Here is a 26,324-nt window from a genome sequence, read left to right on the forward strand (position 1 = left end):
CCCCTTATTACCTGGCTTTCATGGTGCAATGCCGAAGTCTTTCGTCCATCTGCACAACCACACCGAGTACTCGATGCTCGACGGCGCACAGAAAATCAAGCCCATGCTCGCCGAGGTGGCACGGCAGGAGATGTCCGCGATCGCCATGAGCGACCACGGCAACATGTTCGGGGCGTACGAATTCGCGCAGGTCGCCAAGGGCTATGACGGCATCACCCCGATCATCGGTATCGAGGCTTACGTGGCGCCTTCGTCGCGGTTCTCCCGTAGGCAGGAGTTCTGGGGGCCGGGCGGGCGCCGTGCCATGAGCGAGGACGGCGAAGGGTCCAAGGACGTCTCTGGCGGCGGCCGCTTCACGCACATGACGATGTGGGCACGGGACGTCGAAGGTTTGCGCAACCTCTTCTGGCTCAGCACTAAGGCCAGCTACGAGGGTCAGTTCCCGGCCGGCAAGCCCCGGATGGACCGCGAACTGATCGCCGAGAGGCCCGAGGGCATCACCGCCACCACCGGCTGCCCCTCCGGGGAGATCCAGACTCGGCTGCGCCTCGACCAGTACGAGGAGGCCAGAAAGGCCGCCGCCGCCTACCAGGAGATCTTCGGCCGCGAGAACTACTTCCTCGAACTGATGGACCACGGCCTGGACATCGAACGCGACGTCCGCGATGCCCTGCTGCGACTCGCCCACGACCTGCGCATTCCGCTCCTGGCGACCAACGACGCCCACTACGTCACCCAGGACCAGGCCGACGCCCACGACAGCCTGCTCTGCATTGGCGTCGGCAAGAACAAGGACGATCCGGGCCGCTTCCGTTTCAACGGCTCCGGCTACTACCTCAAGAGCGCCGCCGACATGCGCGCACTGTTCTCCGAGCTCCCGGAGGCCTGCGACAACACCTTGCTGGTCGCCGAGCGCGTCGAGCCCTACGACGACGTCTTCGACCACGTCGACGAGATGCCGCGGTTCCCCGACGTGCCCGAAGGCGACAGCCAGGAGTCGTGGCTGCGCAAGGAGGCGCTCAAAGGCCTGGCGACGCGCTACGGCGACCCGATTCCCCGGCACGTCCTGGAACGCTTCGAGACCGAGATGTCGGTCATCGGCCCCATGGGGTTCAGCTCCTACTTCCTCGTCGTCGCCGACATCTGCCGCCACGCCCGCGCCAACAAGATCCCGCTCGGTCCCGGCCGCGGCTCGTGCACCGGCTCGATCGTCGCCTACGCCACCCGCATCACCGAACTGTGCCCCCTGGAACACGGCCTCCTCTTCGAGCGGTTCCTGAACCCCGAACGCGTCAACCCGCCGGACGTCGACCTGGACTTCGACGACCGCCAGCGCGACCGGATGGTCCAGTACGTCACCGAGAAGTACGGCGGCGAGTACACCGCCATGGTGAACACGTTCGGCACGATCAAGGCCAAGAACGCCATCAAGGATTCGTCGCGCATCCTCGGCTACCCCTACAGCCATGGCGAGCGCATCACCAAGGCGCTCCCGCCGGACCAGAACGGCAGGCCCGCTCCGCTGGCCGCCCTCTTCGACCCGTCCCACGAGCGCTACGACGAGACCGGCGAGATCCGGCGGCTGTACGAGAACGACCCCAACGTGAAGAGGGTCATCGACACCGCACGCGGGGTCGAGGGGCTCACCAGGGGCACCGGGGTGCACGCGGCGGCCGTGATCCTTTCCAAGACCAGGCTCACCGACCGGATCCCGCTGCACATGCGGGCCGCGGACGGCGTGAAGATCACCGGCTTCGACTATCCGTCCTGCGAGGCCATGGGCCTGATCAAGATGGATTTCCTGGGGCTGCGCAACCTCGGTGTGATCGACCAGGCGATCGAGAACATCCGGCACAACCGGGGCGTCAGCCTGGCCACGGTCGATCCGCTGGACGGCGACGCGTCCACGCGCGTCATCCCGCTGGACGACGCCAAGACCTACCGGCTGCTTGCCGACGGCAACACCCTCGGCGTCTTCCAACTCGACGGCGGCGGCATGCGAGTACTGCTCCGGCAGATGGAACCGACCCGCTTCGAGGACATAGCCGCGGTCAACGCGCTCTACCGGCCGGGGCCGATGGCGGCGAACGCCCACACCAACTACGCGTTCCGCAAGACCGGCCGCCAGCCGATCACCCCGATCCACCCACAACTGCGGGACGCGCTGGAACCGATCCTCGGCAACACCTTCCATCTGCTCGTCTACCAGGAGCAGATCATGGCCATCGCCCGGGAACTCGCCGGATACACCCTCGGAGGCGCGGACCTGCTGCGCCGCGCGATGGGAAAGAAGCAACCGGAGGCCCTGGCAGCGGAGTGGGAGAAGTTCCACGACGGCATGCGCGGCAACGGCTACAGCGAGGAGGCCGTCCAAACCTTGTGGGACGTCATGCTCCCCTTCTCCGGGTACGCCTTCAACAAGTCCCACACCGCCGGTTACGGCCTGGTCTCCTATTGGACCGCCTACCTCAAGGCCAACTACCCCGCCGAGTACATGGCCGCCCTGCTCACCTCCGTCGGCGACGACAAGGACAAGGCCGCGGTCTACCTCGCCGACGCCCGCAGGAACGGCGTCCGGGTCCTCCAACCCGACGTGAACGAGTCCGTCGCCGAGTTCACCGCCGTCGGCGACGACGTCAGGTTCGGGCTGCGGTCCGTCCGCAACGTCGGCGACAACGTCATCGACGCCATCGTCGACGCACGCCGCCGGAAGGGGAGATTCACCTCGTTCGCCGACTTCCTCGACAAGGTCGCCCTGCCCGCCCTGAACAAGCGAGCCGTGGACTCACTGATCAAGGCCGGCGCCTTCGACTCCCTGCACCATTCACGTAAGGGCCTCTCCGCCGTCCACGAGGACGCCATCGACGCGACCGTCCCCGTGAAGAAGGCGGCGAGCTTCGGCCAGGACGACCTCTTCACGAGTCTCACCGGCACCGCAGGCGACGAACCGGCCCTCGACTTCCCCATCGACGAAGCGGAATGGCCACGCCGACAACTCCTCGCGACCGAACGCGAGATGCTCGGCCTTTACGTCTCGGCACACCCGCTGGACGGCGCAGAGCACATCCTGTCCCGAGCCCGGGACTGCTCCATCACCGAACTGCTCGCCTCCGGCCGCCCCACCGGCGACGTACGGCTCTCCGGACTGATCACCGACGTCCAGCACAAGATGACCAGACAGGGAAAGCCCTGGGCCATCGTCACCCTCACGGACCGCGACGCCGCCATCGAGGTCCTCTTCTTCCCCGCCGCCTACCTACTCGTCCGGCACGCACTGACCGAGGACAACGTGATCTCCGTCAAAGGCAAGCTCGAAGACCGTGACGGAACGCTGAACATGGCGGGCCGCGAAGTCTCCGTCCTCGACATCTCCTCGGCCACGAACGGCGCCCTTCCCCCCGTGGAACTAATGCTCCCCCTGCACCGAGTCACCGAACAGACCGTCAGGGAACTCAAACACATCCTCGCCGCCCACCCAGGTGCCAGCCCCGTACACCTCAGCGTCCGCGGCCCCCGAAAGACCACCGTTTACGCCCTCCAGGCAACCGTCAACCCCGCGACCATCGCCTCCGACATCAAAGCCGCCTTCGGCTCCGAAACCTGGCAGAGCAACACCTAACCCCGGCACTTCCCCCACGAGCCGACCACCCCAGAAGCAACGCCCCACACCACACGACCCTCGAAGTGGACCCCACAGACACTTGCTCAACAGCCCGCACCGGCAGGGGGCGTGGGGGCGGAGCCCCCACATCGGGGGTCCGGGGGTCGCCCCCCGGATGAACACGACGAAGGACCAGCAGGGAAAGCGACAAAGTCGCTGACCATGCCGGCCCTAGGTCCAGAGTGGGCGATACTGGGTTCGAACCAGTGACCTCTTCGGTGTGAATTATCGGCACGATCCTGCCGACACCATCAATCTCAGTGGTATCGGCATATTCCAGTCCATGGACGTCCACCGCGATCCGCCCGCAGCTACGGCGGTCGCTGTACTCCTTTGCTGTACGACACCCGACCTGACTCACTCACCGAACAGGTCATAACTAGCTCAGACGATCAATCCTTCTCATGCAGCTCGGCCTGATCCTTCGGCGTGGAGCGCCGCTCCGCCACAACGAGGACGCGACACAGGCCGTAGACACACCAGTGGGGCTCAGGCTGTGAAGGGGTTCGGCGGTCATCATGTGGCATCCCGGGAGTCGGGGCCGCTGGTTCCGGTCAGGGGACATCAGATGAGGCGGGCCGAAGGTGCTCCGTAACCCGTGCCCGGTAACGACAGGGAGGCGCGGGCACCGCACAAGGGAGGAACGGATCGGTTCAGCAGTCCCCGGATACCGAAACGTACTACCTCATCTATCGGACATAGGAGAGATATCCTAAAAGCCGTCCTTTGTCGTCTCTGATGTGTTTTCCCAGTGTCACTGGACGCTTCTGACTCGACCCTTGAGCCGATGAGCTGCGGTTTCGTGGCCTTTAGTGCGCTGCCTTCGGTTTTGCTGAAAAGCTCAGACACGGCCCTCGGCCTATGGCAGCATTGATCCGCGCGCCACTGATCGACGGGCACGACAGAGAAGGTGATTCCGATCGAGCCGTTGTCTCGCAATCCTCTCGCCGGAGAGGAAGCCGAACAGACGTCCTCCGCGCCAGCGCCGCAGCACCGGGCCATGGCGGCATTCGACATCTGCGGCTTCAGCAGCAGTGCCGACCCCCATGTGATGCGGCTCATGCGCGACTCGATGTACCAGGTCGTCAAGGAGGCGTCGGCGACCGCACAGATGCCCTGGAACAACTGCGAGCACGAGGACCGCGGCGACGGACTCTTCCTGCTAGCACCGCCCGGCTGTAGCGCCTACAGCCTGGTGGATCCACTGGTACCGCTGATCCGAGCTGGGCTTGCCCAGGTCAACCGAGCCCTTCCGCCCAGCCGCCAGTTGCGCCTGCGGATGGCCGTCCACCACGGGGAACTCGTCCGCGACGAGCACGGTGTGATCAGCCCTGCTCTGAACATGTTGTTCCGGCTGCTTAACGCCCCCATTCTGAAGGCCCGGTTTGAGCACGGCGACCTCGCTCTGATCGTGTCCAAGGACGTCTACGAGCGTGTGGTCACCTGGGGCATGGGGCTGATCGACCAAAAGGACTTCCAGCCATTCGTGGTCGAGAACAAGCCGCTCCCGGTCAACAGCGAGGAGGACTCCTTCTTCATGGCGTGGGCCATGCTGCCGCCCCAACCTGCTCCAGCACCGGCCCCCACGTTCCACTCTGTGGACCCCGAAATTCTCTCTCGACTCAAGCGGCTTGCAGACGCCCTCGACGAGCTCCTATACGTGAGCAACCGGCATCCGGGCCTCACCGCCCAAAGCACCGAGACCGAGGATTGAACTCACGGGCTGACTGTGCCGTGCCCCGCACCCCGGATTCTCATGGCCCCGTCCATAGAATCCGGGGCACTTGGGCGCTGTTTCGCTGTCGCGGCCGGATCTCTTGGCTGCCTTTCGACTACAACAATTACGTGCCGTCATGGACGCGTATAAACGGGCAATCGTTCCTCAGCGTTCCATCACACAGGTGGCACGGGCTTCGGGCATCGCCTCTTGCTCGGAGGAAAGAACCAGGCGACTGAGGTGCTTCGTCGGAGGTATGGGGTCCGCCTGGCGGGCGGGCAAGCGATGGCCAAGGAGGCCTTGCCCTGTTTCAGGTTCTTGTTGACGCCCTCAGCCGCTCAGGCATGACCTCCACGCGGGCTCCTCGGCGCCTAGCGGACAACGCCATCGGCGACTCGCTCGAACCAAGGACACCACCGGGCGGACCCATCTATCGTCATCGGTGCGGTCGATGGCGAAGCTGCATCCGTAGTCTCGAAGCACGACCCCCGAGAGGCCGCCCGAGTGGCGCGGCAGACCCTTCCGGCGTCATTCGTCGGCATCAGCACTTCGGCAATTGCTGTTTTGGTTCGACTGGATGTCGGCGACTATGGCCGTCACATTATCGGGAGCGCCCCGGGCGAGGGTCGCCTGGACCAGGCGGTTGACCGTCTCGTTTGGGTCGTTGACGGATGCCAAGATGTCGCGGATGTCCTCTTGGTCGACGACGCCGCTGAGGCCGTCAGAACAGAGCAGGAGGCGGTCACCGGCTTTGAGTTCGCGGACGGTCAAATCAGGGGACCGGCCATCGGCTCGTCCGTCGAGGAACCGGGCGAGCTTTGGCGGGAGGTCCGGGACGGTCCCGGCATCGAAGACCAGCCGCTCGTAGACGTGGTCCTCGCTGAAGCCCAGGAGCTGGCCGTCGCGTAGTCGGTAGATGCGGGAGTCGCCGACGTTGGCGAAGACGGCGCGGTTCCCAGACCACAGCACGGCTACCAGGGTCGTTCCCATGCCGGTCACGCTTGGATCCCCCGCAGCTCGGGCGCGAAGGGCATCGCCGGCATCAAAGATCGCATGGCCGAGTGTTGTGGCCAGGTCTTCGGGGGCGACCTCCCGGTCGTGCCGTTTCAGGGTGTCGATCACGGTGGTGCTGGCTACGTCGCCGGCGGCGTGTCCGCCGAGGCCGTCAGCTACAGCCAGCAGTCGGCGGCCGACGTAGCCGCTGTCCTCGTTGCGCTTGCGTTTAAGGCCGACATGGGTGCCGAGGGCGGCTTCGATGGCGAGGCTCACGATTGATCACTCGTTCGTTTCGTCGTCGGGCCATGGATCCTGGGCGGATTCATCACGGTGCAGAACGTGGACGGTTTCGACACGGTCGCTGGCCACGATGTACTCGGTCACCTCGATTGGCTTGCCATCACCGCCGGACGTGCCAACCCGCACGATCTCCAGCACCGGCAGAATGCTCGGTATTTGCAGCAGCGCCGCCTCTTCAGGGGTAGGCATGCGGGCGCGGTGGATCTCCATCCAGGAAATGGGCCAATGGCCGGCCCGCTCCAGACGGTAGAGCCAGTCCCCCGGCCCCTCGGCCTGCGAGGCCACCTCGGGGGCGTCCTCGACTCCGCGCGGATGAATCCAGGAGATGTTGATCTGGAACGGAGGCTCGGCTACCGGCCCGGTAACTCGAAAGCGCCGCATGACCTCGGCGCCGACCGGGACCCCCAGGAGGCCAGCGATCCGTGGGTCGGTCAGCGGCTCGAAGGATGCCTTGGGCTTGATGTGGTGGGCCCACACCTCCTGGCCGGACGCGGAAGGGAAGGAGTAGCCGGGGCTGCCGGTGGCGACATTCCGCTTGACCAAGTTCCCTCTCGGCCTCCGCAGCCGCATAGTGCCATGCCGGACGATGATGCCGCGCTTCTTGATCACCTGGATGAGACCGTCTGCTTCGAGCAAGGACAACGCGGACCGGATCACACCACGTCCGACACCGTACGCGCTGGTCAACTCGTCATAGCCGGGCATGTTGCTGCCTGGCGGATACTCGCCGCTCTCGATCTTTCTCCGTAGCTCAGCGGCGATCTCGCGGTATCTCGCAGTCACATGGACCTCCTTCACAGAAGGCTATCTGTACCGGGACTGTTGACACAGTCCCCCGAAGGCTTCATCATCAGTACCGGTACTCATCCTTCTTCAGTACCGGTACTGAGTGGAGTCTGGCGGACGCAGATGGACGCCCCTTCCCGCTCTCGCCGGGAGGAGGAAGAGACCCACACAACTTCAGATGGCGTTGGCGGCCGAGTGCGGAACCTCTGAGTGTCCGGGTCGATTCAGTCCCCGGATGAGCGTCGGTCGCGGCAGCGCCCCGTCTGTCAGGCAGCGCCTGTGCTGTCTGTCCGCCACGGAAGACACGTCCTGGTTGTGCCGGGTGCGCCCGTGGCGGGCGGAGAACACACGCACTGTTTCTCTTCGACCCAGGAGGCGTTCATGACGTCGGGCAACGGCCGCCGCACACTGCTGGCCAGCCGGATACCCCTCGATCAGATCTCGATCCCCAAGGACCGTAGCCCGCTGCTGCTGTGCCCGGACTGCAGGACTTGGCAGTCATGGAAACGCGGGCTGATCAAGGCTCACCCGCTTCGTCCAAACCAGGTCACCTCACCCAAGTGCCCCGGCTCCCATCAGCGAGTGCTCATCGACCTCACAGCTGACCAACTCCGAGAGATGAGAGTCGGCGCGGCAGCCCACGCATGGACCATCGCCCGCAGCCCGCGAGAGGGCTACCAACAGGCCCCGCCGGTCGTCCCGGCAATCCATCAGATCGCCGCCGCCCGCGGTGCCCCCAAGCGCTAGCTGACGAAAGGTCTTCGCGTCGATCACGCCCCGGTTGGGCTCCCTATGGGATCTCGGCCGGGGCGTTGCCGTGTCCCGTAAATCTTCGGAAGGGAGAAGAACTCCATGGGTAGCAATGCCTACCTGGATGTGTCCCTGATTCATCCGCACCCGGCCAACGTCCGCGAGGACCTGGGTGACCTGACAGAGCTCGTCGATTCCATCAGTTCACACGGCGTGCTGCAGCCGCTGGTGGTGCGGCCGCACCCGCGCGTCTCGGAGGCGTTTGAACTGCTGGCCGGGCACCGCAGGTATGCCGCCGCCCGGTTCGCCGGATGTGACCGGGTGCCGGTCACCGTCCGGCACGGCGTCGATGACGGTCAGGTCCTGGAGTTGATGCTGGTGGAGAACTGCCAGCGCCGCGAGCTGGGCTCCATGGAGAAGGCCGAAGCGATGGGTGCCCTGGTCAACCGGGGCTACAGCGCATCCGACATCACCCGTAAGACGGGGATCGCCTCTTCGACCGTGTCGTACCACCTGGCACTGCTGGAGCTGGACGAGGCGTCCCGCGCCAAGGTAAGAACGGGAGAGCTCACCGCAAGCGACGCGGTCGCAGCGGTCCGCCGTACCCGCAGGGCCGCCCGTAAGAAGGCCGGGTCCTCCGCCGACTTCACTTGGGAGCCGGACTATCTGGCTTCCACGCACCCGCTGGCCCGCAGGGCCCGGAAGCTGTGCGACGCCCGCGAGCACACCATGCGCCGGCGAATCGGTAAGACGGCGTGCGGGCAGTGCTGGGAATCGACGATACGCGCCGATGAGCGGGTCGTGGTCGGTGTGATCGCCGACGAACTGACCAACGACCTGGAGCGCACACGTGCGGCTGCGGTGGGGGCGGTCTGACATGCCCTCTCGTGACTACCGGGCGCCGTTGGACGGCGTGCCCCGCTACACCCGTTGGGAGCAGGTCCCCAAGGGCTGGTACACCCGCACGCAGCTGGCCCGAATGGACCCGCCACGCAAGCCTGGGCCAGATGCCAAGCCCCGCGGCCAGGTGTTGTATCACGGCAACAGCTACGCGCCGTTGTACGCACTGGACGACACAGTCACTAAGCGGCCAGTGTCGCCCGCCCAGCGTGCCGCCCTGGACCGGGCCCGCGAGTTGCAGCGGGTGTGCCGCCTCTGCGACGGCTGCGAGACCGACGAGTACGGCGACCCGGTGCCGCTGGGCAAGGGCCGTGTCTGCGGCCCCTGTGAGCGTGTCCGCCGGAACTACGTCCTTCACCTTGACAGCCGTGAGTTCGCCCGCGTACTGCGCGAGGGGCTGCGGGCCGGTACGGCGGTGCTGGCGGCGGTGGACAACCCGGCCCGTCCCCAGCGGCTGGTCATGACCGGCTCCGCCCTGCGCCTGGACGTGCGGCTGCCGTCGCCGAATGACCCGCCGCCCTCCGGATCGCCCGCCGCCCGAGAGAAACAAGCTCAGGAGACGTTCGCGAGCATCACGCGGCGCTTGGCCGGTGCGGGACTGCCGACCGATGGGATGCTGACCGTCATCTGCTGGCAGGACGCCGCCTTGATCCGGCGCAACCTGGCGGGAGCGTTTCACCTGCCCCAGCCGTCCGGGTGGCTGGCAGAGCACACCTGGTACTCGCTCGACGTGTGGTACGGCCGGTGGTACGCCGCCCCGGCCAAGGGTGTGCTGGACCCGCTGCGGTTCTCCCACGACTGGGGCGTCAACCCCACCGACGTGGGCGGCGACCTCGCCGATCGGGTGCATGCACTCGGACTCGCCTTGGACGCCATGGCCGACGACCACCCCGACACGGTCTCACCGGGTGCGCCGTGGATCACCCGTCCTGCCGCGATCAGCGACCTGCACGCTCAGCAAAGATCGCGATGACAAAGATCAGCTGACGTCCAAGATCGACCACACCCAAGCCGCGCAGCGGAATATCGCCCGCTACGAGCCGCGCGGCGCGCCCGAGTGGCATGCCGGCACCTGTGAAGGACCTCGGCACCGACGACTGCGATTGAAGGCGGCACCGCCTCCAGTCGATCACGAGGCCGTCCACGTCCGCATTGACGGCCCGTCTCTGACGACCTACCACCCACCCCGGCTGGGGCCGCACCCCTGCTCGCGGCCCCAGCCGGACCTCTCCATGGAAGGAACCCTTTCGTGAAAATCTTCGCAACACGCGCCCTGGGTGCCCGCCACGTCCTCGCCGGAGGCGCGTGATGCCGACCTCCGAGGAGCTACAGGCGGCGCCGAAGGCCACCGTCGTTGAGCCGGGCGTGCAGCTCGGTCGTGTCCCGATGTGGGAGCTGTACCACTACGAGTACGGGCAGCAGACCGGCAAGTCCATCGCCCGCGGCGATCAGCTGCACGAGTGGCTGACCGAACTGGAGCAGTCCGGGCGGCTGCTCGGCTTCGGTTGGGAGATTCGCGGTGCGGATGAGCCCGCCGACTGGCCGGGATGGCCCATCACTGGGGACAAGCAGGGCGCAGGACCGTGCCGATGAACGGTCCGCCTGCCCGGCTGCCCTCCGATCTCACCGACCGCATGCCCGCTACAGGGCCCGAGCCCGTGGCCGCGTTCTACGTCTCGGTGCGCACCAGTGCCCGGATGGGCGAATCGTCGCTGGTGCTGGGCCCGTTTGCAGACCGTGGCACCGCACACGCCCATGTGCCGCTGGTGCGGGAGTTCGTGGCGGCCCGACACCGGGGCGGGGAGTGGTGGCGGTTCTCGGTCGTCCAAGTGACCGCACCGCCGGACCAGGCGCTGCCGATGGGGACGTTGAACGCCCTCATACCCGCAGCCGGTGACGGGCTAGCCGCCTAGCAGGACTTCGACCCCGCCGCGACAAGTGCTCGTGCCGGTGGGCCGTCTCCCGTGGGGCCAAATCCTGGCCCCTTCGTCGTCCGTTCCCTTGGCCGGGGCCACGCTCCGCGCTCGCGGCCCCGGCCAAGGGCAACTCGAAAGGACCGCATGCCGGCCAAGGCGATCCCCCGCAGGGACGAACTCGCGCCGGGCGAGGTTCTCGTGGAGGTCTACGCCCCCGGCCCGACTCTATGAACCGCATCGGGTTCTATGCGTTCTGGCTTGACGCGACACCCCCGGCCGAGGGAGGTCCGCCCGCCGGGGTACGCGGCCAGGTGTACCACTGCGACCTCGCAGAGTTCACGGCCAGGGAGGAACGGCGCCGCCGCACCGTACGAATGTGGACACCCGAGAGGTGACTACATGCCCAACGTCCGTGGGGGACACCCGTCCGCTATTAGGGCACCCTCGCCGACCTGCATGGCTTCTGCCTCTACGGCGGCCTGTGCGGTTACGACGGGACGAGCGCCTTCGACGACGGTTGCGACGAGAACCACTCCGACGTCACCGGCCCGCCTAACGACGAACCGTCCACACCACATGAGCTTCCGTCGCGTGATCCACGTCCGCCGCCACCACTTCACCCCCGTGGCCGAGCCCCCGGCCAATCCCAATCGGGACTGCTGACTCCGAGTCCGGGCGGCCCCACCCCGCTGCGGCAGCTGTTCGCGCGGAAGGGGCCGTCGCACCCGGTGCCAGACGCCCAGACCTTCGTCATCCGATCCCCGCGATGCGGGAGAAGGGAGCGCTGTGCGCGATGCCGGACATGGTGATCGAGCCACACCCCATCCCGGCCACTCTCACCTACCCGACCGGTGCCACGGGCGGCGCCGGAACGGGCAGGTGCTCCAACTGCGGAAGCGTGGCCAGCGTGCGAGTGCTGCCCAGCGGGCGGCACCGGTGCGGGTGCGGACACCGCTGGACCCCCACGACCCCAAACCCGGTCCGGCGAGCGCCCAGAAAGCCCGACGGCGGCACGGCATAGCTCCGAGACCAAGCAGGCTCCGGGCGGTGTAGCCGCACCATCCCGGAGCCCTCCTCCGATCACATCCAGCAACCACCTGGAAGGACCAGCCTGATGTTCATCATCCCCTGCCCCGCCGAGCTCGGCATTCTGCGCGCCAAGGAGAACGACGCGGCCGCAGGCAAGTCGAGCGACTGGCCCGAGGGTGAGCCGCAGGAGATCCGCGACGCCTACGACACCGAGCACGGCAAGAAGAAGTAGCCGTGATCATCCCGCTGCGCTCCCCTGACGGAAAGCCGGACTACACCCGCTTCGCCGAATGGTTCGCGCTGTGCGACCAGTGTGACGCGAAAACCGTGCTCAGCCGACTGGACAGCTGGCTGATTCCCCGCACTACCAGCGGCCGCATCTACTGTCCCCGCTGCGCCTGCCGCACCGCCCAGCAGCTGCTCACCGAAGCGTTCCCGGCCAACCCGCGCCAGCGCACCCGCATCGCCGTCACTCGGCTGCGGACGGCATTGCGTGGCCCCTTGCGCCGCCTCACCTACCGGCCGCGTCACGCCCGCTGACCTGCCCACACCCCGCTATCTCTGAAAGGACGACCACAGATGATCGAGATCAGAGCGGACGAGCACGACCAACCGATCACCGCCGACGGCCCGCACAATCACGAGCGGACACGCGCGGTCGCGGCCGGGATCGACACCGCGTTCCGGCTACTCAACTACGCCACCATGAGCCCGACCGGGCTGGCCTACCCCAGCGACGTCTACAGCGTGCTCGGTGAACTGTCGTCCGCCATTCACAAGTTGCCCCAGGCCCTGCAGCAGATGGACGAGTTCATCACCAACCAGGTCGGTAGCGGTCAGGCCCGGGAGCATCCGAAGTACGGGCCCTACGACGGCGACGCCAACGCCGCCGCCCGCGCGCTGGCCAGCGTCACACGCGAAGCATCCGTCGCCGCGTCTCAATTGGGCCGCCTGCTCGGCGAGGCCCAGTCGACGGTCCGCGGGCTGGAAGCCGCGCTGGGCTGAACAACCGCATCCAGGCACCGGGACACACGAGGCAGGGATGCTTTCACCGGTTCCCCGCTGAGCTTCGCCCTCCTCGCGACGAGATGATTCCCAGCGCTCGCCAGCCCCGAAGGCGACCGTGATCGTTCCGGTCGCCTGGCCGAGCCTTTCGCCGTGGTCGACCGACACTTCCCGGCCTGCCAGTGCGACGTGCACGCCGCCGACATCGATCATGAGCACCGCCTTACACCCACCCATGCCACTCAGCCCGAGCACGTCCGCTGACAGAGGCCACACAGCCATGGACTGCCCCCGGGCAGTCCATGGCTGGGAAGGAGCTGATCCCGATGCAGACCCGCCCCACTCCGCCAGCGTCCCCTCCGCATATGGCCCCGTTGCCGATGCACCATCGCGCGTTCGCGGCCTTCGCCGACGACATCGTCGCCGTGTGCGAGCGGCACGGCATTCCGGTGTGGCTGGACGACACCCGGCGGGACCTGGAAGCGACCTTGTGGTGGTTCGTGCACCCCGACCTGGCCGGTACCGCCACCGACCCCTACCGCGACCTTTGCGACTACCACGACGAGGGTGAGTGACCAGCATGAAGTTCGTGATCGACACCGCCGCGTTCGCCAACGCCGTCGGCTGGGCCTCGCGCTTCCTACCCGCCCGGCCCCCCGTACCGGTCCTGGCCGGGATCCGGCTGCGCGCCGACGACGGCCGCCTCACCGTCACCACCTTCGACTACGAGGTGTGCGCCCACGCCGAGACCGACGCCGACGTCGGCCAGGACGGCACCGTACTGGTCTCCGGTCGGCTACTCGCCGAGATCGCGCGGCGGCTGACCGCAGGCACCTGCGAGGTCAGTTGCGAAGGTGCCACAGTGTGGCTGCGTGCCGGGCGTGCCGCCTTCAGTCTGCTCACCATGCCGGTGGAGGACTACCCCAGCCCGCCGCCCGAACCACCGGCGATCGGGCAAATCGACGCCGCCGTGCTCACCCACGTGATCGGGCAAACCGTCGTCGCCGCCAGCCACGACACCACCGTCCCGGCGCTGTGTTCGATCCGCATCGACCTGCGGCCCGACAACCCGCCAGCGCTGTCGGCCACCGACCGGTACCGCGTCGCGCTTGGGGCCGTCCACGGCTGGCAACCCGCCATCGCCAACCCCGACGACACCGCCGTTCACCATGCCGACGACGGTTCCGGCAGCCGCACGGCCAGCGCCACAGGGCTTTACGCAGGGGCCGAGCCGGTGTTCGTGTACTGGTCGACCATGGCCGAGATCGCCAAGACCATGACAGGCGACGGCCACCTCACCCTAGGGCTGACACTCAACGACGACAGCAAGCCGCAGCTTCTCAGCATTCGGGGAGCCGGTCGGACCCTCATAACCCGGACGCTGGACGGCGCCGCGTTGGACTACGCCAAGTTGCTGGACAAGCCGCGGCCGCACCGCGTTCGGGTCGACACGACCGCGTTCCTGAACGCCGTCCGCAACGTCGCGGTCGTCGCCGAACGCAACACACCCATCCATCTGACCTTCACCACCACCCCACAGCAGGACGACGGCGATGGTGACCCGGCTGGAGAGATGACCCTGCAGGCCGGGTACGGCGACGAAGCCACTGGCCGCGACACCCTACCCGCCCTTATCCAGAGCGATACCGGCGGCGTTCCACCCGGCATCGCCTTCAACCCCGACTTCCTGGCGGCCGCCCTAGGTGCGCTGGGCCCCGGCATCACCTACCTGTGCTTCGCCGATAAACCCGCTGTGGCGGCCCTGCTATGCGGTGCCGCGCCAGACGACGCCGCTGAACCGGCCTATCGGCATTACCTAATGCCGATCCGCGCCACCTGCTGACCTCGGCCCTCGCCGACCTCACCCGCCACGCGGCTGCACAGACGGAGGCCTGTGTCATGACCGAGTTCTTCGTGATTATCACGATCAGCATTCCGGTCAACAACGGTACCGGTGCCATGCATAGCACGTTGACGCGCACCCTGCGTGTCAGCACGGGCACCACGCGATCAGCGATCTTCGAGCACGTCTTCAAGTCGATGCCCCGCCAACTCCAAAGCGGGAACGTCATGTTCTTCAGCGCCGAGCCGAACCGCATTCCGCACTAAGTTCGGCCGCACAGGTTCCCCATTACTTTTCTTCTGGGCCGAAACCTTTCCCAGGGAGACGACCATGACCAGCAATTGCGCGTTCACCGCCACTGAACTGGAACTGATCGCGCGAGCTTTGAATGCGCGGGCCGACGTTTACGCCCGGGTGGCGGGGATGGCGGTCACAGTGCCCGACTACGAGATCGCGACCCGGGCCACGCGGCGGCACCGCGCCCTGGCCAATCGGGTCTGCGCAGCCCGCGACGCACATCCCTGCAGCCCCGGATTCCTCCTGGAAGGAGCACCGGACCCCGATGGACAGCATGGATGAAACGGCCACCTGGCCGACCAGTCCGGGCGATAACGGCCCGGGTGATGACAGCCGCGGCGATGCCCGGCCGGAAGGCTCTGACCACGAAGCGGCCGGGCTGCCGGACGTTGGGCGCATCATTCTGAGCAAGCGGGGCGAACTGGCCTGTAAGGCCGTTCTGGTGGTGGTGGGCGCCCTGTACGTGGTGCTCATGTGGGTGTCCTACACCAACGCCAGGACGGCGCTGCTGGAGGCTGGGGAGCCCCGGCATTTGGCGGAGTTGCTGCCGCTGGGCTTCGATGTGGCCGGCACGGTGCTGGTGGCGCTGTCGCTGGTGCTGGCCGTCCGCGAGTCGCGCGGCCAGCTGGTGACCCGGCTTTACGGAATCGTACTGGTGGTGATCAGCGCCGGGATCGGCGCCTGGTACGGGCGCACGGTCGGGGGCGGATGGTTCAGCTGGTTTGTCGCCGCGCACGCGCTGATGGCGGTCACGCTGGCGGTGTTCGCCGAGAGTGTGGCGTGGCTGCTGCGGGCCCGGATCGACGCCGCCATCGGTGTGGAACGCGTCCCGATGGTGATGTGCTTGACCAATCCCGGCGCGTGGCGTGAGGCGAACATGTACCGGCTGCGGCACCGCTCTCCTGTTTCTTCTGCCCTGGTGATGCGGGACGAGAAAATCAAGGCGGTTTCCCGAGTGGTGGAAGCCGCCCAGGAAGACGCCGGATACAAGGGCACCAAAGCCAAGAAAGTGCGAGCGGCGATCATGCGGGCGTGCCGGGACGGCACCCTGCCCGTCGCGGCGATCGAACGGGCCTGCGAAACCGGCCTGGACGAAACGGCCTCCCGCCGCCTCCTCGTCGACGCCGCAAAGGCGATGATGGCCAGCACCGCAACCGACACCATTTCCGGAACCGACCCCCTGGCCGCACTGCTTAGCGGGCACGACGGGGGCGATCCCAGGGCGATCCGGGGGCGCAGTGCACCGGCGCTGACCGGGGAGGATGTCCAAGCTGGGGGCGATCCGGGGGCGATCCGAGGGCGGGTGGGAAAGCTGCTCGAATCTGGCCACAACGTCAGCGACGAGCGGATGTCAAGCATCGTCGCCGAGGTCGAACAAGCCTCCGGTAAACCCATGGCCATTTCTGACATCGCGTACGCGCTGAGTATCAGCAAGGCCAGGGCGGCGACCATTCGGAAGATTACCCCGAAAACCATCGCGAACGGCTCCGGGCGGCACCGGTAAGACCGCGTTAAGTCGCGGGGCGTGGAACCAGGCGAACTGTAGACCGGTCACCTTCCCCATTCCATCTGGAGGCTTATGAGGAAGATTAAGACCAAACTAATCAGCGGCCAGGATCTCCGCCAAGGTGACGTTCTCGCCTCCGGTGATGAGGTGATCGAGGTCCACCACGACCCGGAAGGCACCTGGATCGAGACCTTCCGGGGGAACTTCGGCTACGCCGACGGGCAGTCCTGGCGGGTTCAGTTGCCCAGGCCGCAGCGCTAATTACCCAATAGCACCTAGACCGGCGATGGGGTACTCATCCACCTCGGTGTCCCGGTGCTTCATCCCGCCGACCAAAGACCTCCCAAAGTCCGGGGCGACCCGGCCGTGTTCGTGTGCCCAGAAATGACCGGGCGGGCGTTGGCGCCCGCCCGGTCATTTTGTGCTGCACAGAAAAGCGAAGTTCTCTCTTCCATCAAATCAAAAGGGGATCTTGTGATGTTCAAACTGCTCTGGCTGCCGGTGTTCTGGGCCTTCGCCGCCATCATCGCCTACGAATGGAACCTCAACGGCGTGTTCCTGGTCATCGCGCTGGCCACCGGCACCGCCGCCGCGCTGTGGGCGACGTCCGGCGACAGCAAGGAAAGCGGTAAGTAGTGGCGGCCAAGCCGCACACGGTGCAAGGGGCGGACCGGACGGTGGATTCCGTTGACGTTTCGCCCCTACCCACCGTCAACGCTTCGCAACGCGCCGGTGCCCCCCGGCGCGTGCCCACCGGTGACGTGCCGGAAAGTGATGCCGCCGAGGGGGCCGCAGAAGTTGCTGGTGGCCGGATCGGGAGGTTGTGCTCCTGGCTGATGGCCGGCGTCCACCCGCCCGACATCTGGGGTGACCGGCCCGGGGTGGCCAAGCTGGCTGCCTACGCCCGTCACGGCGGCGGTGCGCCCGCCGACGGGCCGCTGCGCACCGGCCAGATCTGGTGGTTTCGGCTGGTGTGCCTGCCGATCACTGCGTGGGCCTATTGGAAAGCGTGGGCGCTGGAGCGTCCCATGCGCGGCGTACCGGTCCTGATCGTCCAGGTCTGGTGGTGGCTGCTCAATATGGCCGTCTTCCTCCACCTGCTGTGAAACACCAAAACAGGAAGGAGTCGATCACATGGATGCTGTTACCGGTCTGGTGGCCGCGCTCAACGGGCTGGACCTGGCGGGCATCGCGCTTAACCTGGTGTTCCTGACGATTCCCGGACTGGCCCTGGCGAAGGGCCTGAAGCGGTTCCGCAGCCCCGGCCAAGACCCCGGCGGGTTCCCCGGCGAGACGGAAAGCGGCGGGCGCGGCGGCCAAGTCAAGGCGCACCTGCAGCGAGCCGGCGGGCAGGTCGCCTCGTTCGTCACCATCGTGGCCGTGCTGACGGCCGGGCTCGGCCTGGTTCCGCTGGCGCGGGCCGGTTACGAACTGGTCGCCGGTGTGAATGAGGCGGCTCCTGCGGTCGTCGGCGTCATCGTGGTGGCGGTGCTGCTGGTCAAGGGATTGGTGATGGCCCGCGACCTGATGGACGGCAAGGTCGATCGGCCACTGCTGTGGCTGGCGCCGGTGCCACTGCTGGCACTGCTGGTCTGGGTCGCACCGGTGGTCGTCGACCAGATCACCGATCAGGCCGGTCAAACCGTCCGGATGGTCGTGGACCAGGCCAAGACGGATGTGCAGGACCGCGAGGCCGAACAACCTTCCGGCGACAAGCCCGGTCAGGACGACGAGCCGCGCGGCTCGGACACGGGTGAGCAGGGCCGATGAGCAGGGTCATCACGGCCGCCGCGATAGCGGGCACGCTCGGTGTGGCCTGCATCAACCCCGGCGTGTTCCGCGATGTCCCGATGCTGGGCGAGTTGGTCACCGTCGCTGCCGCCTTCACCGCCGCCCCCGGTGCCGGTGAAGGCGGCAGTAGCCCCAGTACAGGCGCCCCCGGGGTGGGCGACAGTAAGGGTCCAGACAGAGCCGACAGTGCTGACGACCAGGCCGGTATCCCGGCCACCTGGCGCTCCTACGGCCGCGACGGCGATGGCGACGGACGCAAGGACGTCCACAACCCCGCGGACGCGATTCCGGCCGCCGCCCGGTACCTGTGCGCGCACGGCGCTGCGACCAATTTGCGCGGCCCTGTGGCACTACAACCACTCCTGGCGTTACGCCGCCAACGTCCTGGCCGTGGCCGACCGGCTGCGCTAACCGCCAATCGACCAGCACCCGAAGGGGGGAATCCCTAAGTGAACGAACAACTCCTGCGGCTCGGCCGGGACCTGCACGCCACCGTGGAGTGGCGGCTGCGCAAGCAGATGCTGCCGCACTACCTAACCGCCGCCGTGCTGGCGGCAGGCCTCACCGTGACCAACCTGCCAGCGCACGTGTCGACCACCAGTACCGCACTAGCGATTACATGCCTGACCGCCACCGTGGCAGGGGTGATCATGTGGCGGATGAGGTCGACCCCATGGCGTCCTTGGATCCCACGCGTGGCCATCACCGGCGCCGCGGCGGCCGGATGGCTGACGGCCGCTGCGGCCCTCGGCATGGGTCTGGTCCTGGTCGCGGTGCTGATCGCGACAGAGATCATGCTGGCCGCCCGCTGGTGGCAGCACTGCCGCCCCGGACACCCCGACCCATCCCAGTCCGCGCCACACACCGGCGCCCAACCCCAAGCCACCCGACCGGCCCCAGAACCGGCTCAGGATCCGGCCGTGCCCCCCATCCGGAAGGCGGACACCACCGCCACCCTCGATGTCGCCCTGCCGGTACCCGCCAACCCCACAGAGGACTCCGCAGACGACATGGGAGATATGGCCGCGGAGGGCCTCGTAGACGACCACATGACCAGCCCCGCGGTCGACGTAGAGGTCGATGACGATGACGCCGCCCCCAAGGTGATCGTGGAGGAACTGCGTCGCCATGGCGTGCGCGCCACCGTGGTGGGGGCGACGGCGGGCCCACAGGTGATCCGCTACGGCCTCGCGCTGGGCGATGGCGTCAAGATCTCCAAGGTCCGCGCTCTGGTGGAAAACCTCGGCGTCGCACTGGGACGCGCCAACCTGCGGCTCATCGCTCCCGTACCCGGACAACCGGGCGTGGTCGGCCTAGAAGTGCCCAACCCCCGTCGGCGCAGCGTGCACTTGGCCGATGTGCTGCGCTCACCGGCCGCCACCGGCGAGCACCATCCGATGATCGTCGGGCTGGGCCAGGACGTCGAGGGTCGCCCCGTGGTGGTCAACCTGGCTGCGATGCCGCACATCCTGATCGCGGGCGCCACCGGAGCGGGCAAATCCACCGCGCTGAACGCCATCATCGCCTCCATCCTGATCCGCGCCGCCCCCGCCGACGTCCGCATGGTGCTCATCGACCCCAAACGGGTCGAACTGGCCGCCTACACCGGCATCCCGCACCTGCTCACCCCGATCATCACCAACCCCCGCCAGGCCTCCGAGGCGCTGCAATGGGTGGTCGGGGAAATGGACCGCCGCTACGACGACCTAGCCGCCTCCGGGTACCGGCACATCGACGACTTCAACCAGGCGGTCAAGACGGGCAGGTTAACCGCGCCGCCCGACTCGGACCGGGTGTACAGGCCCTACCCCTACCTGCTGGTGGTCGTGGACGAACTCGCCGACCTGATGATGGTCGCGCCACGCGATGTGGAGGGCTCGGTCGTGCGTATCACCCAGCTCGCCCGCGCCGCCGGGATCCACCTGGTGCTGGCGACCCAGCGCCCCAGCGTGGACGTGGTCACCGGGTTGATCAAGGCCAACGTGCCGTCCCGGTTGGCGTTCGCGGTCTCCTCCCTGGCCGACAGCCGCGTGATCCTCGACCAGCCGGGCGCCGAGAAACTGCTGGGCGCTGGTGACGCGCTGCTGGCACCGGCCGGGGCCAACCAGCACATCCGCCTGCAAGGCGCGCTCATCACCAGCGAACAGATCACCCAGGTCGTCGAACACGCCAAGTCCCGGTATCCGGTCACCCCACCGCACAGCGACCTGCACCCGCCGGCCCCCAACAGAGCGGCCACTAACAGCTCAGGTTCGCAGACCGCCACCGACCCGCTGACCACACCCCAAGAGCAGGTCATGCAGGTGATCAGAGCGGCGCCGGCGACCACCACCCAAATCCTCACCCGCACCGGGCTGCCCGCTCAACAGGTCGAAGAGCTGCTGAGCCAGCTCACCCGATTCGGCTACCTGGTCAAAACCGCAGACCACTACGAGATCCCTTAACCGGGGCGGCACCTGACCGAGGGGCGACGGCAGCGCCGGCGCCCCCGCCGCGCCCTGCGCAAAAGCTCGCCCCCGATCTGCTCAGGAGGTAATTCCGGTGGCCAACGCCGCAGGCCGGTTCGTTCGCATCGCCCTGGTCAGCGTGCTGGCCTATCACGTCAGCACCATCGCCCGCGAAGACGCCAAGGGCGACGACACCGACGGGACTCGTCCCCAGGCCACGACCGAGGCCGGGGCCGGACTTGGTCGACGCATCGTCGCCGAAGCCAAAGCGCAACGCGGAGTCCCGTACTCGTGGGGCGGTGGCGGCGCCAATGGCAAGAGCCGCGGAATCTGCTGCTCACCCGGCGGATACGACGGACGTAAGACCACCGGGTTCGACTGCTCCGGACTCGTCCAATACGCGGTCTACCAGGCATCCGACGGCCGGATCACCATGCCGCGCGTCGCCCACGACCAAGTCCGACGCGGCAAACCCGTCACCAGGGCATCGATGCGACCCGGCGACCTGATCGGCTTCGACCACGGTCAAGGCGTCACCCACATCGGTATCTACGTCGGCGACGGCCGCATGGTACACGCGCCCCAAACCGGCGACGTCGTCAAGGTGTCATCCCTGGCATCCCGCAAACATCAGCGTTGGATCATCCGCCGACTCCGCTGACCAGCCCTCCGACGCCCCTCCCATCCGCGGCGACCAGACCGATGGGCAGATCTGGCGGGTTCAGCTTCTCAGGCCACCACGCCGATCACTCCGGTACGCACCCTGCGCCTATGGCGCGCCTCAGCCCGCATGAAGCGGCCTGCTGCGCTGGCGAACTGAGGACCAAGGTCGCCGAGAACTCCGTTGCGCTTTCGGTCAACCAGGGCCGCCACCACAGCGATCGGCTCCACGCCACGTGCTGTGACCACTCGACCGCCAACTCAATCCGACTCGGAGGAACTCGCCATGCATTTCGATCTCGACGAGTCACTCATTCCCTTCGACCAGGCCCTCCACGGCCTGGTGCCCTTGGACACTATCGCCGCCTTGGAAAGAGAGTGGAAGGCCACGAAGGTCGACGAGTGGTGCGCCGTCTCCGCTCTCCGCCACGCCGCCACTGGGCTGCGCCGCGCCACTGGCCGCCCCGACGCCGCACCGATCGAGTTCGTCCTCACCGACGCTGCACAGAAGGCCCCCGGTGATGCCCGGGTCCGCCGCGCCCTGGCCGCCTACGAGCAGGCCGCAACCGTCTACGAGGGCGTCCGCTCCCACCTCGCCGACCTCCGCAACCGCGCCACCATCCCGGCCACCTGACCGCCCGTCTCGGGCCGGGGCCACCCGGCCGCATCGGTGGGTTCACCGACAACCTCAGCGCCGCGGGCACCCGCACTCCGTCACTGAAGATCCACCGCCTGCCGGACTCCAAGGGGGCAATCTGCATGGCCAACCTCACGGTGGTCGCCGACCCCGACGACAACGCCGACTTCTCCCGCACCCTGCCCCACGACATCGGCGCCGAGCAGCGAGTGCTAGGCGCGATGATGCTCTCCCTTCGCGCCGTCACCGAAGCCCGCGAGCTATTGGACGGCACCGAGTTCTACCGACCCGCCCACCAGGTGATCTGGCAGGCGATCTGCTCTCTCGCCGACCGCGGCGACCCGTGCGAGCCAACCGCGGTCGCCGCCGAACTCGGCCCCCGCCCACTCGACAAGGTCGGCGGCGGCCCCTACCTGCACACCCTGATTACGGAGACGGTGTCATCCGCCCAGGTCGGTTTCTACGCCCACCGGCTCGCCGACCTGGCCTATGCCCGCGACGTGGCCACCACCGGCATCCGCCTCACCCAGCTCGGCCACCAGGCCGCCGACGGCGACACCGCCGACCTGCGCGCCGCCGTCACCGCCGCCGTCCAGCAGATCACTACCCCCAACAGCCGCGGCTGGGCCGACCCCACGCCGCTGGAGGTCGCCCGCACACTGCCGGACTTCCCGCTGTGGGAGCTGCCGGACTGGCTCGGCGAGTACGCCGCCCGGCTGGCCGAGCAGACCCAGACCCCGACAGACCTCGCCGGCTGCCTGGCGCTCGCGGTGCTCGCGGTCGCCGCCGGCGGCAAGATCTGGGTCGGCCCCCGCGGCTGGAGCGAGCCGACCAACCTGTTCATCGTCATCGCGCTCGGCCCCGCCAACCGCAAGTCCGAGGTGTTCAAGGTGATGACCGCCCCGATCCGCGCGGCCGAGGCCGCCCTGCGCGAACAGGCCCAGCCGCAGATCGACGACATCGCGCTCCAGCGGCGCGTGGCCGAAGCCGACCTGGACAAGGCCGAGAAGGCCGCGATCAACGCCATCGACAACGTCGTCCGTCAGCAGCATATGGACGACGCCAAGATCGCCGCGCAGAAGCTGCAGGAACTCCAGGTACCGGCCGAGCCGCGGCTGTTCTCCGACGACGCCACCCCCGAGGTGCTCACCTCCCTGCTGGCCCGGCAGGGAGGGCGCATGGCGGTGCTGTCTCCGGAGGGGGAGGTCTTCTCCATCGCCGCAGGTCGCTACAGCGGCGCTCCGAACTTCGCCGTCCTCAAGCACGGGCACGCCGGCGAAGGGATGCGCATCGACCGCGTCGGCCGCGCGTCGGAGACCATCGACTCCGCGCACGTCACCCTCGGCGTGTGCACCCAGCCGGACGTGCTCACCGGGCTCGCCGCCACGCCGGAGTTCCGCGGCCAAGGCCTGCTCGGCCGGATTCTGTACGCCGTCCCGGACTCGCTGCTGGGCTACCGCGACCCCAACCCCGAACTCGTACCCGACCACATCACCCAGGCCTACGACACCACCCTGACCCAGCTCATCACCCGACTGCACGCCCTACCCGAACCGATCACCCTGACCCTCGACAGAGCAGCAAACGCCGCAGTCCACGACCTGCTACGCGATACCGAACCCCGCTACCGTCCCGGCAACGACCTGGCCCACATGCCCGACTGGGGCGGCAAATACCCCGGCGCCGTCGTCCGCATCGCCGGGCTCCTCCACATTGCCCACCACCATCACGGCACCTGGACCCAGCCGATCACCGAAGCCACTTTCACCGCCGCCCGCCACATCGGCGAGTACTTCCTCACCCACGCCCAGGCCGCCTACGACCTGATCGGCGCCGACCCCGACCTCGCCGACGCCCGCGCACTGCGCGACTGGATCGCCCGCACCGGCACCCACAGGTTCACCGCGAGCGACGCCGTCCAGGCCCTCCGGCCACGCTTCCGCAAGGTCGCCGATCTCGACCCCGGCCTGCGCGTCCTGGAAGCCCACAACTGGATCCGCCGCCTACCAACACCACCCCGTGGGAAAGGTCCTGGACGCAGCCGCGCCGCCCTCTACGAGGTCCACCCGGACACCCTTGCGCTCACCTCCGCAGTGGATGCGGGGCCGAGTTCGTGATTCCGCGGCCGCTACACGCAGTGACCAGCGCGAGGGCTCGAATCGAGCCTTGCGCCCTGCAGGCCTGCAGGAAATGCAGAGAAATTGATTGTTCTGCATTTCCTGCAGGCCTGCAGCCGTACAGGGCCCCGCCCAGGTGCCAACGCTCCACACCATCCGTAATCGCGCCCAATCACCCGACCACACGCCAAAGCGACCAGGCCTTACCCACCGCCAAGAGGATCCGACCGGGCCGCACCCCCACGAAGGAGGCACCGCCCATCATGAACGCCGCCAACGCCGAGCCGCAGCTGCAGCAGAAGATCTTTTACCGAATCACCGAGGCCATGGACCTGCTGTCCCTCAGCCGCAGCGTCATCTATGAGGAGATCCGCAGCGGCCGCCTCCGTACCGTGACCCGTGGGCGGACCCGCCTCGTCCCCGCCACCGCCCTCACCGAGTACGCCCAACTCCTGGAGCGCGAGGCCGAGGGCGAGGTGGCCTGATGGCCAAGACAGCCCTCGCCACACCCGATGATCCAGACGAGCCGGGCCGGGCGCCGAAGAGCAGCAGGCGCACGAACCCGAAAGACACGGAACTCGGCAAGGAGGCACGAGCGCGCAAGCGCAGCCGCGCGAACGGCGAAGGATCGATCTTCCCGTACCGGAACGGCTGGGCCTGCTACGTCTGGGTCACCACTCCGGCCGGTGATCGCCGCCGGAAATGGCGGTACGGCCAGTCCCGCGACGCCGTCCACGACAAGTACGTCAAGCTCCTGGCCGAAGCGGCAGACGGACCGATCACCACGACCATTCCGACACTGGACCAGCACGTCGCATACTGGCTGGCCGAGGCGGTGATCGAACCCGATTACGCGCCGCTGACGATCTCCACCTATGAGACGCACACCAGGCTGCACATCCGCCCCTACCTGGGATCCAAGCGACTGGACCGGCTCACCATCCGGGACGTCCGCTCGTGGATCAACAAACTGCGCACCACGTGCCAGTGCTGCAAGCAGGGCAAGGACGCAGCCCGACGACCGGCTAAGCGGCGATGCTGCGCGCTGGAGAAGCGGAAGTGCTGCAAGCAGGTCCTGTCCGAGCGGAGTGTCCAAGACGTGCTCGGCTGTCTGCGAAGTGTCCTGTCCAACGCCGTGACCGAGGAGATCATCAGTAAGAACGTGGCCACGAAGTTGAAGTTGCCCAGGCCTCGCCGGACCCGAGTCAAGCCGTGGTCGGTCAAGGACGCCAGCCGGTTCCTGGAAGCCACGCGGGAGGCGGGAGAAGCGCTGTACGCCGCTTTCGTGCTCACCCTCATCCTGGGGTTGCGGAAGGGGGAGGTTCTCGGGCTCACTTGGGAGCAAGTCGACCTCGACGCCGGGGAGTTGTGGGTGGGCGAGCAGCTCCAACGAGTCCGTCGGCAGCTGCTGCGCCGTCAGGTCAAGACCGAAGCGTCGGAGAACGGCCTGCCGATCCCTGCGATCTGCATCGCCGCGCTCCGGCAACGCAAGGAGGAGCAGGACGCGGACCGCGAGCAGTTCGCCGACCGTTGGACTGAGACTGGTCTGGTGTTCACCACGCGGTATGGCACACCGATCGAACCCCGGAACTTCAACCGAAGCTTCGACCGATGGATCGAGCACCTCAGCCTGCCCCGGATCACCGTCCACGGCACGCGCAAGACCTGCGCGACACTCCTGGCCGCACTGGATGTGCACCCCAGGATCGCTATGCGGATCCTCCGACACAGCAAGATCGCAGTCACGATGGAGATCTATACCGAGGCGACCGACGACGACACCCGAGAAGCGCTTCGGAAGCTAGGCAGTTGCCTGGACGGCCGACCGGCCGACGGAACCCGATAGTCCGAGCGATTGAGGGCCGGTCATCCCACACGTTCGGCTGGCCGGTCTTCGTCGTTTCGACGGCCATGCGACAGGTAGGACTGGTGGCGTGGGACATGTCCCTGGAGGGCAACACGGGT

The 26,324-nt window shown here is 67.5% G+C and carries 27 protein-coding genes; 25 read left to right on the plus strand and 2 right to left on the minus strand.

Going from position 1 to position 26,324, the window contains the following annotated elements; translation table 11 throughout:
- Positions 1 to 28 precede the first annotated feature (28 nt).
- Positions 29 to 3,619: a DNA polymerase III subunit alpha gene (gene dnaE / locus D0T12_RS18310; RefSeq protein WP_117400802.1), complete on the plus strand. Its 3,591-nt coding sequence runs from the start codon at positions 29 to 31 to the stop codon at positions 3,617 to 3,619.
- 952 nt (positions 3,620 to 4,571) lie between these two features.
- Complete coding sequence (locus D0T12_RS18315; RefSeq protein ID WP_147339540.1) at positions 4,572 to 5,375, plus strand: hypothetical protein; 804 nt, start codon at positions 4,572 to 4,574, stop codon at positions 5,373 to 5,375.
- Positions 5,376 to 5,906: 531 nt separating this feature from the next.
- Here the strand turns inward: D0T12_RS18315 and D0T12_RS18320 are convergent.
- Positions 5,907 to 6,647, minus strand: coding sequence for a PP2C family protein-serine/threonine phosphatase (locus D0T12_RS18320; RefSeq protein WP_117400804.1), 741 nt, complete (start codon positions 6,645 to 6,647; stop codon positions 5,907 to 5,909).
- Between the two features lie 6 nt (positions 6,648 to 6,653).
- Positions 6,654 to 7,457, minus strand: a complete 804-nt coding sequence (locus D0T12_RS18325) for a GntR family transcriptional regulator (RefSeq protein ID WP_117400805.1) — start codon at positions 7,455 to 7,457, stop codon at positions 6,654 to 6,656.
- An 855-nt stretch (positions 7,458 to 8,312) separates the two neighbouring features.
- Between D0T12_RS18325 and D0T12_RS18330 the strand changes: the two genes are divergently transcribed.
- From D0T12_RS18330 to D0T12_RS18425, 23 genes are all read left to right on the plus strand, one after another.
- Positions 8,313 to 9,086, plus strand: coding sequence for a ParB/RepB/Spo0J family partition protein (locus tag D0T12_RS18330; RefSeq protein ID WP_117400806.1), 774 nt, complete (start codon positions 8,313 to 8,315; stop codon positions 9,084 to 9,086).
- A 1-nt stretch (position 9,087) separates the two neighbouring features.
- Positions 9,088 to 10,083, plus strand: coding sequence for a hypothetical protein (locus D0T12_RS18335; protein ID WP_147339541.1), 996 nt, complete (start codon positions 9,088 to 9,090; stop codon positions 10,081 to 10,083).
- A gap of 335 nt (positions 10,084 to 10,418) precedes the next feature.
- Positions 10,419 to 10,703, plus strand: a complete 285-nt coding sequence (locus tag D0T12_RS18340) for a hypothetical protein (protein ID WP_117400808.1) — start codon at positions 10,419 to 10,421, stop codon at positions 10,701 to 10,703.
- The gene (locus D0T12_RS18345; RefSeq protein WP_117400809.1) at positions 10,700 to 11,023 is read left to right on the plus strand and encodes a hypothetical protein; all 324 of its coding nucleotides are present in this window, start codon (positions 10,700 to 10,702) and stop codon (positions 11,021 to 11,023) included. The genes D0T12_RS18340 and D0T12_RS18345 overlap by 4 nt, the downstream gene beginning before the upstream one ends.
- Positions 11,024 to 12,140: 1,117 nt before the next feature.
- Positions 12,141 to 12,287: a hypothetical protein gene (locus D0T12_RS35405; RefSeq protein WP_158581533.1), complete on the plus strand. Its 147-nt coding sequence runs from the start codon at positions 12,141 to 12,143 to the stop codon at positions 12,285 to 12,287.
- Between the two features lie 2 nt (positions 12,288 to 12,289).
- Entirely contained in the window at positions 12,290 to 12,595 is a 306-nt protein-coding gene (locus tag D0T12_RS18350; protein ID WP_117400810.1) for a hypothetical protein, read from the plus strand.
- Between the two features lie 39 nt (positions 12,596 to 12,634).
- Positions 12,635 to 13,060 (plus strand): hypothetical protein, encoded by a 426-nt coding sequence (locus D0T12_RS18355; protein WP_117400811.1) that lies wholly within the window; start codon positions 12,635 to 12,637, stop codon positions 13,058 to 13,060.
- A 365-nt stretch (positions 13,061 to 13,425) separates the two neighbouring features.
- Entirely contained in the window at positions 13,426 to 13,635 is a 210-nt protein-coding gene (locus D0T12_RS18360; RefSeq protein WP_117400812.1) for a hypothetical protein, read from the plus strand.
- 5 nt (positions 13,636 to 13,640) lie between these two features.
- Complete coding sequence (locus D0T12_RS18365) at positions 13,641 to 14,903, plus strand: DNA polymerase III subunit beta (protein ID WP_147339542.1); 1,263 nt, start codon at positions 13,641 to 13,643, stop codon at positions 14,901 to 14,903.
- Positions 14,904 to 14,959: 56 nt separating this feature from the next.
- A complete protein-coding gene (locus D0T12_RS18370; RefSeq protein WP_117400814.1) occupies positions 14,960 to 15,169 on the plus strand; it encodes a hypothetical protein in 210 nt (69 codons plus the stop codon).
- Between the two features lie 64 nt (positions 15,170 to 15,233).
- Entirely contained in the window at positions 15,234 to 15,482 is a 249-nt protein-coding gene (locus D0T12_RS34890; RefSeq protein ID WP_147339543.1) for a hypothetical protein, read from the plus strand.
- Entirely contained in the window at positions 15,466 to 16,704 is a 1,239-nt protein-coding gene (locus D0T12_RS18375; RefSeq protein ID WP_117400815.1) for a hypothetical protein, read from the plus strand. Before D0T12_RS34890 ends, D0T12_RS18375 begins: the two co-directional genes overlap by 17 nt.
- A gap of 75 nt (positions 16,705 to 16,779) precedes the next feature.
- Positions 16,780 to 16,968, plus strand: coding sequence for a hypothetical protein (locus D0T12_RS18380; RefSeq protein ID WP_117400816.1), 189 nt, complete (start codon positions 16,780 to 16,782; stop codon positions 16,966 to 16,968).
- 216 nt (positions 16,969 to 17,184) lie between these two features.
- Complete coding sequence (locus D0T12_RS35410) at positions 17,185 to 17,343, plus strand: hypothetical protein (RefSeq protein WP_158581534.1); 159 nt, start codon at positions 17,185 to 17,187, stop codon at positions 17,341 to 17,343.
- Positions 17,343 to 17,813, plus strand: a complete 471-nt coding sequence (locus tag D0T12_RS18385) for a hypothetical protein (RefSeq protein ID WP_117400817.1) — start codon at positions 17,343 to 17,345, stop codon at positions 17,811 to 17,813. Before D0T12_RS35410 ends, D0T12_RS18385 begins: the two co-directional genes overlap by 1 nt.
- Positions 17,814 to 17,862: 49 nt before the next feature.
- Positions 17,863 to 18,477, plus strand: a complete 615-nt coding sequence (locus D0T12_RS18390) for a hypothetical protein (RefSeq protein WP_117400818.1) — start codon at positions 17,863 to 17,865, stop codon at positions 18,475 to 18,477.
- 80 nt (positions 18,478 to 18,557) lie between these two features.
- Positions 18,558 to 18,947, plus strand: a complete 390-nt coding sequence (locus D0T12_RS37170) for a lytic murein transglycosylase (protein ID WP_325050823.1) — start codon at positions 18,558 to 18,560, stop codon at positions 18,945 to 18,947.
- Complete coding sequence (locus D0T12_RS18400; protein ID WP_233526150.1) at positions 18,948 to 20,942, plus strand: DNA translocase FtsK; 1,995 nt, start codon at positions 18,948 to 18,950, stop codon at positions 20,940 to 20,942.
- Positions 20,943 to 21,039: 97 nt separating this feature from the next.
- Positions 21,040 to 21,606 carry a C40 family peptidase gene (locus D0T12_RS18405; protein ID WP_158581535.1) on the plus strand — a complete coding sequence of 189 codons (567 nt, stop codon included), beginning with the start codon at positions 21,040 to 21,042 and terminating at the stop codon, positions 21,604 to 21,606.
- Positions 21,607 to 21,891: 285 nt separating this feature from the next.
- Positions 21,892 to 22,239 carry a hypothetical protein gene (locus D0T12_RS18410; protein ID WP_117400821.1) on the plus strand — a complete coding sequence of 116 codons (348 nt, stop codon included), beginning with the start codon at positions 21,892 to 21,894 and terminating at the stop codon, positions 22,237 to 22,239.
- A 125-nt stretch (positions 22,240 to 22,364) separates the two neighbouring features.
- Positions 22,365 to 24,359, plus strand: coding sequence for a DUF3987 domain-containing protein (locus tag D0T12_RS18415; RefSeq protein ID WP_117400822.1), 1,995 nt, complete (start codon positions 22,365 to 22,367; stop codon positions 24,357 to 24,359).
- A gap of 263 nt (positions 24,360 to 24,622) precedes the next feature.
- Positions 24,623 to 24,844 carry a helix-turn-helix domain-containing protein gene (locus D0T12_RS18420; protein ID WP_117400823.1) on the plus strand — a complete coding sequence of 74 codons (222 nt, stop codon included), beginning with the start codon at positions 24,623 to 24,625 and terminating at the stop codon, positions 24,842 to 24,844.
- Positions 24,844 to 26,205: a site-specific integrase gene (locus D0T12_RS18425; RefSeq protein ID WP_117400824.1), complete on the plus strand. Its 1,362-nt coding sequence runs from the start codon at positions 24,844 to 24,846 to the stop codon at positions 26,203 to 26,205. The genes D0T12_RS18420 and D0T12_RS18425 overlap by 1 nt, the downstream gene beginning before the upstream one ends.
- Positions 26,206 to 26,324 lie beyond the last annotated feature (119 nt).

The organism is Actinomadura spongiicola (assembly GCF_003432485.1).
In the GTDB taxonomy this organism is placed as follows: domain Bacteria; phylum Actinomycetota; class Actinomycetes; order Streptosporangiales; family Streptosporangiaceae; genus Spirillospora; species Spirillospora spongiicola.

Bases quoted from the DNA above. Each gene is read 5' to 3' on its own strand.
- dnaE (WP_117400802.1), top strand. From the start codon at position 29: ATGCCGAAGTCTTTCGTCCATCTGCACAACCACACCGAGTACTCGATG.
- D0T12_RS18330 (WP_117400806.1), top strand. From the start codon at position 8,313: ATGGGTAGCAATGCCTACCTGGATGTGTCCCTGATTCATCCGCACCCG.
- D0T12_RS18335 (WP_147339541.1), top strand. From the start codon at position 9,088: ATGCCCTCTCGTGACTACCGGGCGCCGTTGGACGGCGTGCCCCGCTAC.
- D0T12_RS18340 (WP_117400808.1), top strand. From the start codon at position 10,419: ATGCCGACCTCCGAGGAGCTACAGGCGGCGCCGAAGGCCACCGTCGTT.
- D0T12_RS18345 (WP_117400809.1), top strand. From the start codon at position 10,700: ATGAACGGTCCGCCTGCCCGGCTGCCCTCCGATCTCACCGACCGCATG.
- D0T12_RS35405 (WP_158581533.1), top strand. From the start codon at position 12,141: ATGTTCATCATCCCCTGCCCCGCCGAGCTCGGCATTCTGCGCGCCAAG.
- D0T12_RS18355 (WP_117400811.1), top strand. From the start codon at position 12,635: ATGATCGAGATCAGAGCGGACGAGCACGACCAACCGATCACCGCCGAC.
- D0T12_RS18360 (WP_117400812.1), top strand. From the start codon at position 13,426: ATGGCCCCGTTGCCGATGCACCATCGCGCGTTCGCGGCCTTCGCCGAC.
- D0T12_RS18365 (WP_147339542.1), top strand. From the start codon at position 13,641: ATGAAGTTCGTGATCGACACCGCCGCGTTCGCCAACGCCGTCGGCTGG.
- D0T12_RS18370 (WP_117400814.1), top strand. From the start codon at position 14,960: ATGACCGAGTTCTTCGTGATTATCACGATCAGCATTCCGGTCAACAAC.
- D0T12_RS34890 (WP_147339543.1), top strand. From the start codon at position 15,234: ATGACCAGCAATTGCGCGTTCACCGCCACTGAACTGGAACTGATCGCG.
- D0T12_RS18375 (WP_117400815.1), top strand. From the start codon at position 15,466: ATGGACAGCATGGATGAAACGGCCACCTGGCCGACCAGTCCGGGCGAT.
- D0T12_RS18380 (WP_117400816.1), top strand. From the start codon at position 16,780: ATGAGGAAGATTAAGACCAAACTAATCAGCGGCCAGGATCTCCGCCAA.
- D0T12_RS35410 (WP_158581534.1), top strand. From the start codon at position 17,185: ATGTTCAAACTGCTCTGGCTGCCGGTGTTCTGGGCCTTCGCCGCCATC.
- D0T12_RS37170 (WP_325050823.1), top strand. From the start codon at position 18,558: ATGCTGGGCGAGTTGGTCACCGTCGCTGCCGCCTTCACCGCCGCCCCC.
- D0T12_RS18410 (WP_117400821.1), top strand. From the start codon at position 21,892: ATGCATTTCGATCTCGACGAGTCACTCATTCCCTTCGACCAGGCCCTC.
- D0T12_RS18415 (WP_117400822.1), top strand. From the start codon at position 22,365: ATGGCCAACCTCACGGTGGTCGCCGACCCCGACGACAACGCCGACTTC.
- D0T12_RS18420 (WP_117400823.1), top strand. From the start codon at position 24,623: ATGAACGCCGCCAACGCCGAGCCGCAGCTGCAGCAGAAGATCTTTTAC.
- D0T12_RS18425 (WP_117400824.1), top strand. From the start codon at position 24,844: ATGGCCAAGACAGCCCTCGCCACACCCGATGATCCAGACGAGCCGGGC.